The organism is Kribbella sp. NPDC048915 (assembly GCF_040649595.1).
In the GTDB taxonomy this organism is placed as follows: domain Bacteria; phylum Actinomycetota; class Actinomycetes; order Propionibacteriales; family Kribbellaceae; genus Kribbella.
This window is the reverse complement of record NZ_JBEZFT010000092.1, coordinates 1-14,735: the sequence shown is the minus strand read 5'-3', so window position 1 is coordinate 14,735 and position 14,735 is coordinate 1. Positions and strand designations below refer to the sequence as shown.

At 69.4% G+C, this 14,735-nt stretch carries 12 protein-coding genes and 1 riboswitch; of the genes, 2 read left to right on the top strand and 10 right to left on the bottom strand.

Annotated elements, in window-relative coordinates; translation table 11 throughout:
• Positions 1 to 36 precede the first annotated feature (36 nt).
• Genes AB0B82_RS30770 through AB0B82_RS30750 form a run of 5 tightly spaced genes read right to left on the bottom strand, consistent with a single transcriptional unit; the run spans position 37 to position 5,366 of the window.
• Entirely contained in the window at positions 37 to 612 is a 576-nt protein-coding gene (locus AB0B82_RS30770) for a hypothetical protein (protein WP_360176411.1), read from the bottom strand.
• Complete coding sequence (locus AB0B82_RS30765; protein WP_360176408.1) at positions 609 to 3,239, bottom strand: DNA translocase FtsK 4TM domain-containing protein; 2,631 nt, start codon at positions 3,237 to 3,239, stop codon at positions 609 to 611. The genes AB0B82_RS30770 and AB0B82_RS30765 overlap by 4 nt, the downstream gene beginning before the upstream one ends.
• Positions 3,240 to 3,289: 50 nt before the next feature.
• Positions 3,290 to 4,087 carry a DUF4184 family protein gene (locus AB0B82_RS30760; protein WP_360176405.1) on the bottom strand — a complete coding sequence of 266 codons (798 nt, stop codon included), beginning with the start codon at positions 4,085 to 4,087 and terminating at the stop codon, positions 3,290 to 3,292.
• 30 nt (positions 4,088 to 4,117) lie between these two features.
• The gene (locus AB0B82_RS30755; RefSeq protein WP_360176402.1) at positions 4,118 to 4,639 is read right to left on the bottom strand and encodes a DinB family protein; all 522 of its coding nucleotides are present in this window, start codon (positions 4,637 to 4,639) and stop codon (positions 4,118 to 4,120) included.
• Positions 4,640 to 4,643: 4 nt separating this feature from the next.
• Entirely contained in the window at positions 4,644 to 5,366 is a 723-nt protein-coding gene (locus tag AB0B82_RS30750) for a hypothetical protein (RefSeq protein ID WP_360176400.1), read from the bottom strand.
• 133 nt (positions 5,367 to 5,499) lie between these two features.
• A riboswitch (SAM riboswitch) is annotated at positions 5,500 to 5,613 on the top strand.
• Between the two features lie 17 nt (positions 5,614 to 5,630).
• Between AB0B82_RS30750 and AB0B82_RS30745 the strand changes: the two genes are divergently transcribed.
• Positions 5,631 to 6,995, top strand: coding sequence for an aminotransferase class V-fold PLP-dependent enzyme (locus AB0B82_RS30745; protein WP_360176397.1), 1,365 nt, complete (start codon positions 5,631 to 5,633; stop codon positions 6,993 to 6,995).
• A 22-nt stretch (positions 6,996 to 7,017) separates the two neighbouring features.
• Here AB0B82_RS30745 and AB0B82_RS30740 read toward each other — a convergent pair whose 3' ends face one another.
• From AB0B82_RS30740 to dapA, 4 genes are all read right to left on the bottom strand, one after another.
• Positions 7,018 to 9,066, bottom strand: coding sequence for a prolyl oligopeptidase family serine peptidase (locus AB0B82_RS30740; protein ID WP_360176394.1), 2,049 nt, complete (start codon positions 9,064 to 9,066; stop codon positions 7,018 to 7,020).
• Between the two features lie 136 nt (positions 9,067 to 9,202).
• Positions 9,203 to 10,234 (bottom strand): LacI family DNA-binding transcriptional regulator, encoded by a 1,032-nt coding sequence (locus tag AB0B82_RS30735; RefSeq protein WP_360176391.1) that lies wholly within the window; start codon positions 10,232 to 10,234, stop codon positions 9,203 to 9,205.
• A gap of 104 nt (positions 10,235 to 10,338) precedes the next feature.
• A complete protein-coding gene (locus AB0B82_RS30730) occupies positions 10,339 to 12,033 on the bottom strand; it encodes a ribonuclease J (RefSeq protein ID WP_360176388.1) in 1,695 nt (564 codons plus the stop codon).
• Positions 12,030 to 12,953 carry a 4-hydroxy-tetrahydrodipicolinate synthase gene (gene dapA / locus AB0B82_RS30725; protein WP_360176385.1) on the bottom strand — a complete coding sequence of 308 codons (924 nt, stop codon included), beginning with the start codon at positions 12,951 to 12,953 and terminating at the stop codon, positions 12,030 to 12,032. Before dapA ends, AB0B82_RS30730 begins: the two co-directional genes overlap by 4 nt.
• 229 nt (positions 12,954 to 13,182) lie before the next feature.
• On the opposite strand from dapA, the gene AB0B82_RS30720 reads away from it, so the two are divergent.
• Positions 13,183 to 13,710: a hypothetical protein gene (locus tag AB0B82_RS30720; RefSeq protein WP_360176382.1), complete on the top strand. Its 528-nt coding sequence runs from the start codon at positions 13,183 to 13,185 to the stop codon at positions 13,708 to 13,710.
• 11 nt (positions 13,711 to 13,721) lie between these two features.
• Here the strand turns inward: AB0B82_RS30720 and AB0B82_RS30715 are convergent, their stop codons facing one another.
• A complete protein-coding gene (locus AB0B82_RS30715) occupies positions 13,722 to 14,531 on the bottom strand; it encodes a metal-dependent hydrolase (RefSeq protein ID WP_360176379.1) in 810 nt (269 codons plus the stop codon).
• Positions 14,532 to 14,735: the final 204 nt, after the last annotated feature.

The following is a 14,735-nucleotide window of genomic DNA, read 5'->3' as shown; positions in this document are numbered from 1 at the left end:
ACTCAACGGTGCACGCGCCACCGGGTCACGGACGAATCAGAGTTGTTCCCTGACCGGACACCTGGCATCGGCCAGCATGTGCAAGGCCTGCACCACTTCGGAATCGGACGGCCGCGCCGTCAACCCGAACGGTACAGCCAGCGAGGACCCGGTCAGGCGCCGGTTGGCGTCGGTCTTCTTGCGGGCCGAACTCGGCATCGCGCCGAGCACCGGTCCGGGATCCTGCAGATGCACCGCGATCCGCCCGTCGTCGAGCGGATGTCGGCGCTGCAGCACCGTCACCTCTTCGATGTCTTCCCACCGAGTACCCACCCATTCGCTGCCGATGCGCAGCCGAATCCCCACATCGTCGGCCACCAGCATGTCCCCCACTGTCAGCGCGCGGGCGCAAACCACCGCGAGTACGGCGAAAGCGCCCGCCGCTATCCAGCGTAATACGCCGGTCGGCGTTGCGGACCCGGATGCTGCGAAACCGATAGCTACGAGTGCCGCGCCGATCGCGAGACCGCCGTGCACCTTCTGGGAGGCGCGAACCGTGAACGGCGTGGGCTCGGGGTCGACGTCGAATCGTTCCTGCCTGGGCAGTGCGCTCGCGGCGGTCAACGGTCTCACTCTCCTCGGAGGGTGCTGATGAAGTCCTCTAGATCATCCGGTTTGACCAGGACGTCCCTGGCCTTGGATCCCTCACTGGGACCGACGACGCCGCGGCTCTCCAGGATGTCCATCAGCCGGCCGGCCTTGGCGAAACCGACGCGGAGCTTACGCTGCAGCATCGACGTCGAGCCGAACTGGGTGGAAACAATCAGTTCGGCGGCCTGCACCACCAGGTCGAGGTCGTCGCCGATCTCGTCGTCGAGTTCCTTGCTCGGTCCGGCCGGCGCCGTCACGTCCTCACGGTACGTCGGCTGCAGCTGCTCCTTGCAGTGCTCGACCACGGCGCGGATCTCGGCCTCGTCGACCCAGGACCCCTGGATTCGCATCGGCTTGCTCGCGCCCATCGGCAGGAACAGCCCGTCGCCCTGACCGACCAGCTTCTCCGCACCCGGCTGGTCGAGGATGACCCGGCTGTCGGCCAGCGAGGACGTCGCGAACGCGAGCCGCGAGGGCACGTTCGCCTTGATCAGTCCGGTGACGACGTCGACGGACGGTCGCTGCGTGGCCAGCACCAGGTGGATGCCGGCGGCGCGGGCCAGCTGGGTGATGCGGACGATCGAGTCCTCGACGTCGCGGGGCGCGACCATCATGAGGTCGGCGAGCTCGTCGACGATCACCAGCAGGTACGGGTACGGCGAGAGCACCCGCTCGGAACCGGGTGGCGGTTTCACCTTCCCGCCGCGCACCGCCTTGTTGAAGTCGTCGACGTGGCGGAACCCGAACGCCGCGAGGTCGTCGTACCGCATGTCCATCTCGCGGACGACCCACTGCAGCGCCTCGGCGGCCTTCTTCGCGTTGGTGATGATCGGCGTGATCAGGTGCGGGATGCCCTCGTAGTTGTTCAGCTCGACCCGCTTCGGGTCGACCAGGATCATCCGCACCTCGTCGGGTGTGGCGCGCATCAGGATCGACGTGATCAGCGAGTTGACGAACGACGACTTGCCCGAGCCGGTCGCACCGGCGACCAGCAGGTGCGGCATCTTCGCCATGTTCGCGACCACGAAGCCGCCTTCGACGTCCTTGCCGAGGCCGGCCACCATCGGGTGGTGGTCGTTGCGCGCGCTCGCCGAGCGGATGACGTCGCCGAGGCTGACCGTCTCCTTGTCGGTGTTCGGGATCTCGATACCGATCGCGGACTTGCCCGGGATCGGCGACAGGATCCGCACGTCGGCCGACGCGACGGCGTAGGCGATGTTCTTCGACAGCGCGGTGACCTTCTCGACCTTCACCGCCGAGCCGAGCTCGACCTCGTACCGCGTGACGGTCGGGCCGCGGGTGTACCCGGTGACCTGCGCGTCGATGCCGAACTGCTCGAACACCTCGGTGAGCCGGTCGACCACCGCGTCGGAGGCCTTGGTCCGCGCCTTGTGCACCGAGCCGGGCTTGAGGATCTGCCCGTCGGGCAGCGTGTAGGTGATGTCGCCGGACAAACTGAGCTGCTCGACCCGCTGCGGCAGCGGCGTGTGCGGCGGCGGCTCGGGCGGCGAGGAAGGCTTGGCCGGCGCCGGCGGCTCAAAGGAGGACGGCTCGACAACCGGCCCGGCGGCGTCGACGGCGCTGTCGGCGGCGCTGTCGACGTCGTACGGCTCCTCGGCAGCGGGCGCCTTCGACTTGCGGCCGCGTTTCGGCGTGTCCGCGAGCACCGGTGAGTCGTACGGCTTGACCGTCGGCTCGCCGTCCTCGTCGAGCTCCGCCTTCGCGCGTCGCTGCTTGCGGGTCAGGCGGACGGTGTCGTCGGTCGCGGCAGCTTCCTTGACCGACGGCGCGTCCTCGGGCAGCTCGGTGCGGCCCATCAGTACGTCGAACGCCGCGCGGAACCGCAGCGGGATCGTGTACACCGGCGTACCGGTGACGACCAGCGCGCCGAAGATCGACAGCAGCACGAGCAGCGGCGCCGCGACGTACTGCGTGAGCAGGTCGGACAGGAACGACGAGACGAAGTACCCGATCGCGCCGCCGGCGTCGCGCAGCGGACCGTCGGCCGGGTTGCTCGGCCGGGGCAGTCCGTTGGCGATGTGGATCAGGCCGAGAACGCCGAGACACACGGCGGTCCACCCGATCACCTGCCGGCCGGCCGGGCCGTTGCGGTCGGGGTGGCGCAGCGTGCGGACTGCGATGACGAGGAGCATCAACGGCAGCGCCCAGCCGAGCAGGCCGATGCTGCCGCCGACGACGGTGCGGATGCCGTCGCCGACCGAGCCGGGCAGGTCCCACCAGATCGCGGCGGCCACCACGACCGCCAGGCCGATCAGGAACAGGCCGGCGCCGTCCCGGCGGTGCTCCGGCTCCAGGTCGCGGGCGCTGTGCCCGATCCCCCGCACCATGCCGCCAAGCAGGTGCGCGATGCCGATCCACACCTTCACCACCCCGCGGCCGAGCGCGAGCATGGCGGCCGCGAACGGGCCCGGTCCGCTGTTTCGGGGCGTGCTGGTCCGCGCGGCGGTGGAACCACCGCGCTTCGCGCTCTGCCCTCGCTTCTGGGCGCCTGACGGACGGGAGCGTCCACCGGCCGCCGAACGGGCCGTGCTCGGCCGTTTGGCTGCCGATTTCTGCGCCCGCGCCGGGGAAGACGTGCGGGTCGCCATGGTCTCAGGCTACCCCGATGACCCCACGAGTCCCATGTGTCACACGCCGATCACGCCGCCCCATCCGTCGCGTCACGGCGCACCCACCACCGCCGCCGCCAGCGGATCAGGTGCCACACCAGGACGTACCCCACGAGAACGATCAGTGCGCCAGACACGAGACCGGACAGCACCAGCCGTACGGCGGTCTCACCCGCGAACGCACCGTCCACCCGGCCGAGCTCGACAGCAACACTCACGGCGGCGAAGGCGACCGCCAGGCCCAGCACGAAGTACCGCACCCACGCCGGGACTCCACTCGTGACGGCGGACGGCGACGTCCGCCGGTACCAGCGGTGGAGCCAGACCGCCAGGACGAGACAACCGCCGAGCGTGCTCACGTACTGGAGGACGCGGCTCACCTCCCAGCCCGCCGTCACTTCAGCGCCGAAGAATCCGGGAAAGCGGCGGACGAAGTACCCGTCCCAGTGTGTGAAGGCGTCCCAGATCACGTGCGTGAACGCGCCGGCCACGACGGAAACGACGGTCCACAGCACCGGCGCGCGACTCGGCTCAGGCAGGCGCGCTGCCAGACCTCGTGGAGCCAGAGCCACCAGCGGCCGCCGCAGCGCGAAGTGGAAGACGAGCAGCAGTAACAACGCCAGCAACGGGTCCAGCCAGAGCGCCGACGTGACCTTGTGCGTGAGCGTCAGCGTGAGGTTGCCGTGGATGTACTGCGTCGCGATCTGGTACAGCGGGCCGACGTACAGCAGGTCCGGGGCGACCGCACCGGCCACCAGTGCCGACGCCACGAACGGACGGCGGACCAGTGGAAGGACGGCCGCGGGATGGGCAAGGGGGAACGGCATCGCGGCAGCTTAGGGGTACGACGGGTCGTGTTACGCGCCCGTGGTGCCGTCGAGCTGCTCCCGCAAGAAGTCGGCGTGGCCACAGTGCCGCGCGTACTCGCCGATCAGGTGGATGTAGATCATCCGTAGCGTCGACTCGGTGTCCTTGAACGTGAAGCGCTCGTCCAGCGAGCGGCCGGCCGCGGCCTCGTCGGAGAGCTTCCACTCGTGGATCAGGCCCTCGTACGCCGCTTGCGCGTCGGCCGGATCGATCAGCTCGAAGTCCGCGTCCTTGCCGAGCTCCGGCGCGAACAGCGGCTCGGCCGGGTCGTCGGCGAGGTGGATCCGGAACCAGATGCGCTCGACCTTGGTGAGGTGCCGGATCAGTCCGAGCAGTGAGAGGTTCGACGGCGGTGACGGCCGCGTCGCGAGCTGCTCCGCGGTCAGACCGGCGCATTTGTAGAGCAGCGTGGTCCGGTAGAACTGCAGATAGCCCGCCAACAGCTCGTGTTCCGGTGCAGTCAGCGAGCCGTCCGGTCGGTCGACCTGCGGCGCAGTCCACTCGGCGTGCATCCCACTATCCAACATCAGACTCCAGCCACCGCACACTTTGTTTCATCCACTCCCGCGGATTGGTGTCGAGGTATCGCGCCCAGTCGGGCTCACGCTCGCCACGCAGCCAGGCGTACCGGCCGAGCGCGTAGCCGTACATCGCCTCGGTCAGATAGCCGAGCCGGCGGGTGCCGTATCCCCGGCGCCCGGTCCGATAGAACTCGAAGGCCGCGTTCGCGTTGAAAATCCCGAAACCGAAGAACACCGTGAACAGGTCCGTGAGCGGCTCGCCGTCGCGGCGATCCGGGTCGATGCGCTGCTCGCCGAGCAGTCGCTGGTGTGCGAGCTCGTGAGCCATGGTCGCGATCAGCCCGACCGGCTGCGTCGTGTCCGCCATGTCGACGGTCACGACCGTCACGCCGTCCCGCCGTTGCCAATGCGCGGCCGCCCCGGACGACGAGGACTCGAACATCGGCAGGTTCTCGAGGAGCTCGTCGGTCTCGACCGGCTGCAGGTCCAGCCGGACTCGGCCGGGCGGCACCTCCAAGCGGTCGCACATGATTGCGAACAACTCCCGGACGTCGTCCTCGGAGCCGGTGTAGCCGGCCGGCAGGAACGACCGCTCCGGAAGCACCACCTCCCGCCGCAGCACGTCCGCACCGAACTCGGCGACGTACCAGTCGAGGTTTTCGTCGATCCACTGCTGCTCCACCGGCCGGACCGGACAGCTGGCTTTCTTCCACCACATCCCCCACCACCTCCTGCCCGATCCGACGCACCACGACCACCACTTGGTTGCAGTCTCACGATACGTTCATGTATCTCACATCACGAGATACCGACTGGCGGCGGTCGTGGCCCGTTCGTTACCGTTCTCGGCAGGTCATGAGCGCCAGCGTGAAGCCCCGGCTTGCTGGCCGGCAACCCTCCTCCGCGGTGGGGTGCCCCGGGTGAAGACCAGGCCGTGCGGATACCCCGCTCGGCAAGTGCGGACTTCTCTGGGAGCAGCATCATGTCGATCCTGTCCATTCTCGAGCCGGCCAGTGCGACGACTCCGCGGCGGACGATCGCCCCTCAGGTCACCGGCGCCATCCCGGCCACTGTCGGTTCGGACCTGCTCGTCCCGCTCGCGGACGGCCGCGTCACCGACTACGCGAACTTCGACCACGGCGCGAGCGCCCCGTGTCTGGAGTCCGTCCGGGCGAGCGTCGAGGCCGCGCTGCCGTCGTACGCGTCGGTGCACCGCGGCAACGGATACGCCTCGCGGATCAGCACGCAGTGGTACGAGCGGGCCCGCGCCGAAGTGCACGCGTTCGTCGGCGCCCGGGCCGAGGACCAGGTGATCTTCACCCGGCAGACCACCGACGCACTCAACCTGCTGGCCCACGCTGTGCCGGCCGACGCCACCGTCATCGTGTTCGAGTCCGAGCACCACGCCGCCCTGCTGCCCTGGCCGGCCGAGCGGACCGTGCGGCTCGCCGCGCCGTCCAGCCCTACCGACGCCGTGACCCGGGTTGCCGACGCGCTGCGCGAGGCGCCCGAAGGTCCGCGGCTGGTCGTGGTGACCGGAGCGTCCAACGTCACCGGCGAGATCTTCCCGGTCGCCGAGATCGCCAAGGTCGCCAAGGCACACGGCGCCCGGGTCTGCCTCGACGCTGCCCAGCTCGCCCCGCACCGCCCGGTCGACATCACCGCTCTGGACGTCGACTGGGTCGCGTTGTCCGGCCACAAGCTGTACGCCCCGTACGGCGCCGGTGCGCTGATCGGTCGCTCCGACTGGCTCGACGCCGCCGACCCGTACCTGTACGGCGGTGGCGCGACGCACGCCGTCACCGATGACTCCGTCGTCTGGTCGACCGGCCCGGCTCGGCACGAGGGCGGCTCCCCCAACGTCATCGGCGCCATCGCACTGGCCAGCGCCTGTGCCGCGATCACCAAGCACCGCGACGCCATCGAGCAGCACGAGCGCAGCCTGCTGGCCCGCCTGCGCACCGGGCTCGCCCAGCTCGACAACGTCACGACGTACTCGATCTTCGGCGAGGACGCCGACCGCGTGGGCACCGTCTGCTTCACGATCACCGGTCTGACCTCGACGCTGGTGTCCGCGGCGCTGAGCGCGGAGTACGGCATCGGCGTCCGCGACGGGAAGTTCTGTGCGCACCCGCTGGTCGGCCACCTGCTCGCCGACTCCCCCGAGCACGGTACGGCGGTCCGCGCCAGCCTCGGCCTCGGTACGACGCGCGAGCATGTGGACCGGCTGGTCGCCGCCGTACGGACGCTGGCCACGACCGGTCCGCGCCGGGAGTACGCGGAGAACGCCCACGGCTGTCAGCCGGTGGACGATCCCCGCGACCTCGAGGCTCCGCGGATCTGGTGACGACCCCGGTGCCGCAGCCCTCCTACTGCTCGGGAGGCTGAAGGCCTACATGGTGAGCAGCGAACGCCAGCAGGTCCGCCCACTCCGCCGCGACCATCGCGGCGGGCTTGCCGAAGCCATGGCCGGTGTTGACCTCGATGCGGGTCAAGACGGGCTGCGGACCGGACTGGGCATGCTGCAGTGCCGCGATGAACTTGTGGCTGTGCAACGGGACCACGCGATCGTCGTGGTCCCCGGTGACGACCAGCGTCGCCGGGTACTCCGTGCCCTCGCTGATGCGATGCAGCGGCGAGTACGCCAGCAGGTCCTCGAACTGCTCCGGATCGTCCGGAAGACCGTAGTCGGACGCCCACGCCGCCCCGACGGTGAACTTGTGGAACCGCAGCATGTCCAGCACGCCCACACCGGGCAGGGCGACCGCGAACAGATCGGGTCGTTGCGTCATCACCGCACCGACGAGCAGTCCGCCGTTGCTCCGACCGTGAATCGCCAGCTGGGCCGGCGTGGTCACGCCGGTCTCGACGAGGTGCTCGGCGACGCCGATGAAGTCGTCGAAGACGTTCTGCTTGTTCTTGAGCCGTCCGGCATCGTGCCACTCGGAGCCGTACTCGCCGCCACCACGCAGGTTCGTGATGACCAGTACGCCGCCCGCCGCGAGCCAGGCCGGCCAGCCGGGCCGATAGTCCGCCTGGATCGGGATGCGGAACCCGCCGTACCCCCACATGAGCGTCGGGCGCGGCTCGGAGAAGTCCAGGTCGGACCTGGTGATCAGGAAGTAGGGCACTGGTCCGCGCTGACGCGTCACGGTGACCTGCGGCGGCGTGAACCCACCAGAGCCACGCACCAGCTCCGGCAGTGCGCGTACCTCGGCCGTGTCGGCGTGGACGACGTACGACAGCGTGGGGTCGGTTGTTGTGGACAACCCGATGAACAGCTCGTCGTACTCCGGTCCGGCGTTGAGGCCGACCACGCCCCCGCCTGGTACGTCGACCACGCGTGCGTCCGACCCGTCCAGCTTGTAGAGCGTCAGGACCGGCTGCGCATCGACGAGCGTCAGCGTGGCGAGCCCGCCCGCAGTACCGCGGACCGCCTGCAGCGTCGCCTCACCTTCTCCGATGAGGTCGGTGAACTCACCGTCCAGGGTCGACAGCACGACGCGGCCGCGCGAGGCGTCCCGGTCGGTCCGCAGGACCAGTTGATCGCCGGACATCCGTACGAACGCGATCTCGTCCTTGAACTCGTCCACCACCTTGGCCGGCTCCCCCAGCCCGTCCGAGGTGATCGGATAGACCCACAGCCGGGTCGCGGGATCGGTGCCCTTGGTGATGTGGACGACGAGATAGCGGTCGTCGTCGGACACCTCCGGCGAGATGAACAGTTGGTCCTGCGCGGGGAAGCTCAGCACCAGTTCGTCGTCGGACTGCGGCGTACCGACGCGATGCAGCATCAGCCGGCCACCAGACAGCGACGCGGTCTCGGTGCCATCGCTGCGTCCACTCGCCGGGTAGTGCAGGTACAGGTACGCCGAGCCGTCCGGAAGCCAGGTCGCCGCGCAGAACTTGGCTTCCGAAACCTCGTCCTCGACCGGGGTCCCCGAGGCGATGTCGAGCAGCCGGAACGTCGTCCAGTCGCTGCCGCTCTCGTTGATGCCGTACGCGAAGAACTTGCCGTCCGGGCTGACGGTGAACGTGCCGAGCGAGTCCGTACCGTCCGCGGACAACGTGTTCGGGTCGATCAGCACCCGGCCCCCGGACAGCAACTCGTCGAGCGAGTCGGCGACGTAGATGACGTCCTGGGCCTGCGTACCGTCGTTGCGGCCGACGAAGTACCAGCCCGCCTTCTTCGCCGGGACGCCGGCGCGCGGACGGGCGAGGATGGCGGCCGTCGTGTGCTGGAACCAGGCGCGCTCGGAGTAGGTCGCGAGTTCGGCTTCGGTGTACGCGTTCTGCCGGTCGACCCAGTCCTTGGTCTCGGCGGAGTCAGGGTCCTCCAGCCAGCGGTACGGATCAGCGATCTGGTGCCCGTGCAACGTCTCGACCACGTCGTCGCGGCGGCTCTCCGGATAGGTCATGCCGCCAAACCTAACCGGTCGACAAGCGCGGATCTCCAGGTAGGCAGAAGCCCCTTTCCGACGGCGTGTCGGCCGTCGTCAGGCGGGTTCTGCATACCTGGAGGTGCGGTCGCCCGGGGTGAAGACCGGGCGAACCTCAGCCGGCGGGTGGGATCTCTCCGGAGCCGCGGATGGTCAGCTTGACCGGGACGCGGACGGTGCGGCCGGGGCGGTGGGGTTCGGGGAGACGCTCGGTCATCAGCTGGATGGCGGTCCGGGCCATCACGTCGGCGGACTGGGCGACCGCGGTCAGGCCGGGGCTCAGCAGGTCGCCGAGCTGGAGGTCGTCGAACGACACCAGCGCGACGCGATCACGCCGGCCGGCGAGCCCGCGCAGTACCTCCGCGGTCGTCATGTTGTTCGCCGACAGCAGCGCGGTGGCCGGGTCGGGTCGATCGAGTACGGCGGACAGCGTGATGCCGATGCCTTCGGTGGTCGGCTCGGACAGGTGCACCAGGTCCTCGTCGACGCCGATGCCGTGTCGCGCCATCGCGGCCCGGTAGGCCACCACCCGCTCGCGGGCGGTGAAGATGCGCTCGTCGTCACCGAGGTACGCGATCCGCCGATGACCCTGGCGGACCAGGTGGTCGATCGCCTGGTCGATGCCGCCCGCGTTGTCGGCGAGGACCGCGTCCGCCTCGATGCCGTGCGCGGGCCGGTCGATCGTGACCACGGCCATCCCGGCGTCGACATGCGGCGCCAGGTAGTCCTGGGTCTCACCGATGGGCGCCATGATCAGTGCGTCCGGGCGGCGCGCGACGAACTCCAGGCAGACCTCGCGCTCCCGCTCCGGGTCCTCGTCGGTCAGGCCGATCATCACCACGGAGCCGGTCGAGCGCGCCCACAGCTCGACCGCGCGGCCGAGCGAGGCGAAGAACGGGTCGCCGATGTCGCGGATGACGACCGCGATCGTGCCGGTCTTGCCGCGGCGCAGCATCCGGGCCGACTCGTTCGGGGTGTAGTTCAGCTCCTTGATCGCCGCCTGCACCTTGGCGGTCAGCTCGGGGCTGACGTTCGGCTCCTCGTTCACCACCCGGGACACGGTCTTCAACGCGACCCCGGCCCGGGCGGCGACCTCCTTCATCGTGGGCCGACGCTGACCCGTCCCGTTCACCCCGCTGACACTCATCCGCCGGCCCACCCTTCGGTCTACTCGCGCCGAAGGTTACTAGAGCGGAGCGCCCGATTCCACGGCACCGCGGCGCGGTGCGGCGTGGGGCCGGGCGCTCCGGATCAGCTTTCGACGACGACCGGAATGATCATCGGTCGGCGGCGGTGGGTGTCGGAGACCCATTTGCCGACGACGCGCCGGATCACCTGCTGCAGCTGGTACATGTCGTCGACGCCGCCGCCGATGGCCTTCTCGATCTCGGCCTCGATCCGCGGCTTCAGGTCGTCGAACACGGTGTCGTCCTCGGCGAACCCGCGGGCCTGGATCTCCGGCCCGGCGGTCAGCTTGCCGGTCACCGAGTCCATCACCGCGATCACCGAGATGAAGCCCTCGTCACCGAGGATCCGGCGGTCCTTCAGCGAGGTCTCGGTGATGTCGCCGACCGTGGAGCCGTCGACGAACACGTACCCGCAGTCGACCTTGCCGGCCACCACGGCCTTGCGCTCGATCAGGTCGACGACCACGCCGTCCTCGACCACGACCACGTTCTCCCGCGGTACGCCGGTCTGCACCGCGAGATCGGCGTTCGCGTGCAGGTGCCGGACCTCGCCATGCACCGGCATCACGTTGCGCGGCTTCACGATGTTGTAGCAGTACAGCAACTCGCCCGCGCTGGCGTGCCCGGACACGTGGACGAGCGCGTTGCCCTTGTGGACGACGTTCGCACCGTGCCGGATCAGGCCGTTGATCACCCGGTACACCGAGTTCTCGTTGCCCGGGATCAGCGAAGACGCCAGCACGACGGTGTCGCCGCGCTGCAGCTGGACGACGTTGTGGTCGTTGGCGGCGATCCGCGACAGCGCCGACATCGGCTCGCCCTGCGAACCGGTCGACACCAGCACGACCTGCTCCGGCGGGTAGTTGTCGAGATCGCGCATGTCGATCAACGTGTCGCCGGGCACGTTCAAGAACCCGAGGTCGCGCGCGACACCCATGTTCCGCACCATCGAGCGGCCGACGTACGCGACCTTGCGGCGATGCTTCACCGCGGCGTCCATCACCTGCTGGACACGGTGCACGTGGGAGGCGAAACAGGCGACGATGATGCGCTGGGTCTTTGCCTTGGTGAAGACCCGGTCCAGCACCGGAGCGATGTCGCGCTCGTGGGTGGTGAAGCCGGGGACCTCGGAGTTGGTGGAGTCGACCATGAACAGGTCGACGCCCTCCTCTCCGAGCCGGGCGAACGCGCGCAGGTCGGTGATTCGGTTGTCCAGCGGCAACTGGTCCATCTTGAAGTCGCCGGTGTGCAGCACGGTGCCGGCCGGCGTCTTGATCGCGACCGCGAGCGCGTCCGGGATCGAGTGGTTCACCGCGACGAACTCGCAGACGAACGGGCCCATCTGCAGCTTCTCACCCTCGGCCACGACCTGCTGCGGCACGTTGCGGTGCCGGTGCTCGCGGAGCTTGCCCTCGAGCAGCGCGAGCGTGAGCTGCGATCCCACCACCGGGATGTCACCTCGCTCGCGCAGCAGGTAGGGCAAGCCGCCGATGTGGTCCTCGTGGCCGTGCGTCAGGATCACCGCGACGATGTCGTCGAGGCGGTCCCGGATCGGCTCGAAGTCCGGCAGGATCAGGTCCACGCCGGGCTGGTTCTCGTCCGGGAACAGCACACCGCAGTCGACGACGAGCAGTTTGCCGTCGTACTCGAACACGGTCATGTTCCGGCCGACCTCGCCGAGGCCGCCGAGCGGGATGACCCGCAAAGCGCCCGGAGCGAGCGGTCCGGGCGCGGGGAGATCTGGGTGGGGATGGCTCATGCAATCAGTCCTGCCGTCTTGAGGTCGGTGGTGAGCCAGTCCACTTGCTCGGCCGTCGCCGCAACCAACGGCGACCGAAGTGTCGCGTGTTCGATGACACCGGCCAGCTTGAGCGCGGCCTTCACCATGATGGCGCCCTGGGTTCTGGTCATGATCGCCTCGACGGCGGGCACCAGCCGTCGGTCGATCTGCTGTGCGGTGGCGAGGTCGCCGGCCACCACGGCGTCGATCAGCTGCCGGTACTCCCGGCTCGCGACGTGGGCGACCACGCTCGCGATGCCGACCGCGCCGACCGCCAGGGAGGCGAGGTTCAGCTCGTCGGCACCGCAGTAGTAGAACAGATCGGTGTTCGCCAGCACCTTGGTGGTCCCGGCGATGTCGCCCTTGGCGTCCTTCACCGCGACGATCCGCGGGTGCTCGGCGAGCGCGATCAGGGTGTCGGTCTTGATCTCGACGCCGGCCCGGCCGGGGATGTCGTACAACATGTTCGGCAGGCCGGTGGCGTCGGCGACGGCGGTGAAGTGCGCGCGCAGACCTTCCTGCGGGGGCTTGTTGTAGTACGGCGTGACGACGAGCAGACCGTCCGCGCCGGCGGCCTCGGCCTGGCGGGCGCACTCGACGGTGTGCGCGGTGTCGTTGGTGCCGACACCGGCGACCAGCTTGACGCCGTCCCCGACGGCCTCGCGGACGGCGCGGATGATCTGCACCTTCTCGTCGTCCGACGTGGTCGGCGCCTCGCCGGTGGTGCCGTTCAGCACCAGGGCGTCGTTGCCGCCGGCGACGAGGTGGGCCGCGACCTTCTGGGCGGCGTCCAGGTCGAGAGAACCGTCGGCCCGGAAGGGCGTGATCATCGCGGTCGTCAGGCGGCCGAACGGCAGTGCCGCCGACGTCGGCGAGGGCGTGGATGCTGGCGAGGACATGGGCCTCAGATTACCGCTCCCGCCCCCTCAAGAAATGGGTAGGCCTGGTGGCTGTCCGCTCGGGGGTCCGGGCAGCCACCAGGCTCACTCGGCATATCGGGCGGCACCCGGTAGGCGTTACAGCTTCTGGCAAAAAAGTCCGGAAAAAGTTCTGCAAATACTCTTCGTGAGGGCGAATGTACTCTCTGTAGACAAATCGATGCCACGGTGATGCCTTAGTCTCATCCGCGTGTCGACACCTTCTGCCACCCCGGCCACTCCGAACGCCCGGATGACCCTGACGATGATCTGCGCGACGATGGCCGGCGCGATCCCGCTCGTGACGCTGGTTCTCTGGTTCGTGCTCGCCGCCGACGACGGCATCGGCGAGTTTCCGGCCGGCTGGCCGCCGTTGGTGGTACTGGCCGCCGCGGCCGGCGCCTACACGGTCTGCGAGTTCGCCGGCTTCCGCACCCCCCCGCTCGAATACTCGAACCGTCCCGCCGCGGAGGTCGCCACGGAGTCCTGGCGCCGGTTCACCGCGTCGACGTTCACGCGGTTCGCGGTCTGCGAGGCGGTGTTCCTGCTGTCCGTCACGTTGTCCTTCGTGGCCGGCAGTTACTGGATCACGCTGATCGGCGCCGCGCTCGCGCTACCACTGTTCTTCTGGGAGGCGTGGCCGAGCGACCGCAACATCCGGCGGTTCGCGGCAGCACTCGAGGCCAAGGGCACCCCGTCGTACCTCACCGGGCCGTACCAGGACTCCGTCAGGCCCTGATCCGGGCCGATTTAGCTGCGACCGGCGAGCCAGATGCTGGTCGCGTCGAAGAGCCGCTCGACCACCTGGATCCCGCCGGGCAGCAGCAGTACGGCGCCGATCGTCAGCACCGGCACGATCACCGCCTGCTCGAACCAGTGCCCGGTCCGGAAGCGCAGCGGCTTCGGGAGGCGGAGTTCGTACCAGGTCTCGCCGCGGATCGGCAGCGGCCAGAGCCACGGGCAGCCGGAGCGCGTGAGGCTGTCGCCGAGGCAGTGCACGAACATGCCGACTGTCACCGCGGCACCTATCCAGCCGCCGATCTGCGAGAGGCCCGCATGTAAGGCGTCGGCCGCCGCCGTCCCGGGCAGGGCGGTGCCGGCTCCCGTGGTGCTGGCCACCGACCAGGCCGTCGCCGCGAGCACCGCGCCGACGATCCAATCGCCCAGTACGTCGGCGGCGAGGACCAGTCCGGCGACCGCAACCGCCAGCACGGCCCATTTGCCTCGGTCACCGAGGCCGGCGGCGAGCATGCCGAGCAGGATGGCGACGACGAGCGTGTGCGTCGCATGCCGGTGCTTGCCCGTACTCTTCTCGTCCCGCGGGCCTTTGGTGACGGTGTAGAGGACACCCGAGAACGCCCGTACCGCCGCCGACACCAGTCGCGTCACCGGGCCGAGCAGCCGCGAAGCCGACGCGCCCGGGTGGTCCAGGTCCGGCACCAGTGCGTATCCGGCGGTGGCGGCCGCGAACGGCACCACCTCGGCCACCGTGGTCAGCCCGATCAGGGGCGCGACCGCCAGCCCGGCGCACCACCCCGACAACGCATGCGACCGCCCCATCATCCGGAGCCTCACCCCTCCCAGTCGCCGTACATCCTCCCCCACCAGCCCCAGCAACCCCACCAGCCACGCGGGCCGCGGACAGCCGATCCGCAGCCTGCCGCTTGAACTGGAGGGTTGCCCCCAATGCCGCTCAGTTAGGGCTGGGGTGTGGTTGTCAACCGTCGTGGATGTGGATGGTGTGGGTGATCTTGTAGTTGTTGC

What these genes read in the sequence shown, in the direction of transcription:
- AB0B82_RS30760 (WP_360176405.1), bottom strand. Translation starts at nt 4,087, where the DNA reads ATGCCGTTCCCCCTTGCCCATCCCGCGGCCGTCCTTCCACTGGTCCGC.
- AB0B82_RS30715 (WP_360176379.1), bottom strand. Translation starts at nt 14,531, where the DNA reads ATGGGGCGGTCGCATGCGTTGTCGGGGTGGTGCGCCGGGCTGGCGGTC.
- AB0B82_RS30765 (WP_360176408.1), bottom strand. Translation starts at nt 3,239, where the DNA reads ATGGCGACCCGCACGTCTTCCCCGGCGCGGGCGCAGAAATCGGCAGCC.
- dapA (WP_360176385.1), bottom strand. Translation starts at nt 12,953, where the DNA reads ATGTCCTCGCCAGCATCCACGCCCTCGCCGACGTCGGCGGCACTGCCG.
- AB0B82_RS30755 (WP_360176402.1), bottom strand. Translation starts at nt 4,639, where the DNA reads ATGCACGCCGAGTGGACTGCGCCGCAGGTCGACCGACCGGACGGCTCG.
- AB0B82_RS30740 (WP_360176394.1), bottom strand. Translation starts at nt 9,066, where the DNA reads ATGACCTATCCGGAGAGCCGCCGCGACGACGTGGTCGAGACGTTGCAC.
- AB0B82_RS30730 (WP_360176388.1), bottom strand. Translation starts at nt 12,033, where the DNA reads ATGAGCCATCCCCACCCAGATCTCCCCGCGCCCGGACCGCTCGCTCCG.
- AB0B82_RS30750 (WP_360176400.1), bottom strand. Translation starts at nt 5,366, where the DNA reads ATGTGGTGGAAGAAAGCCAGCTGTCCGGTCCGGCCGGTGGAGCAGCAG.
- AB0B82_RS30745 (WP_360176397.1), top strand. Translation starts at nt 5,631, where the DNA reads ATGTCGATCCTGTCCATTCTCGAGCCGGCCAGTGCGACGACTCCGCGG.
- AB0B82_RS30735 (WP_360176391.1), bottom strand. Translation starts at nt 10,234, where the DNA reads ATGAGTGTCAGCGGGGTGAACGGGACGGGTCAGCGTCGGCCCACGATG.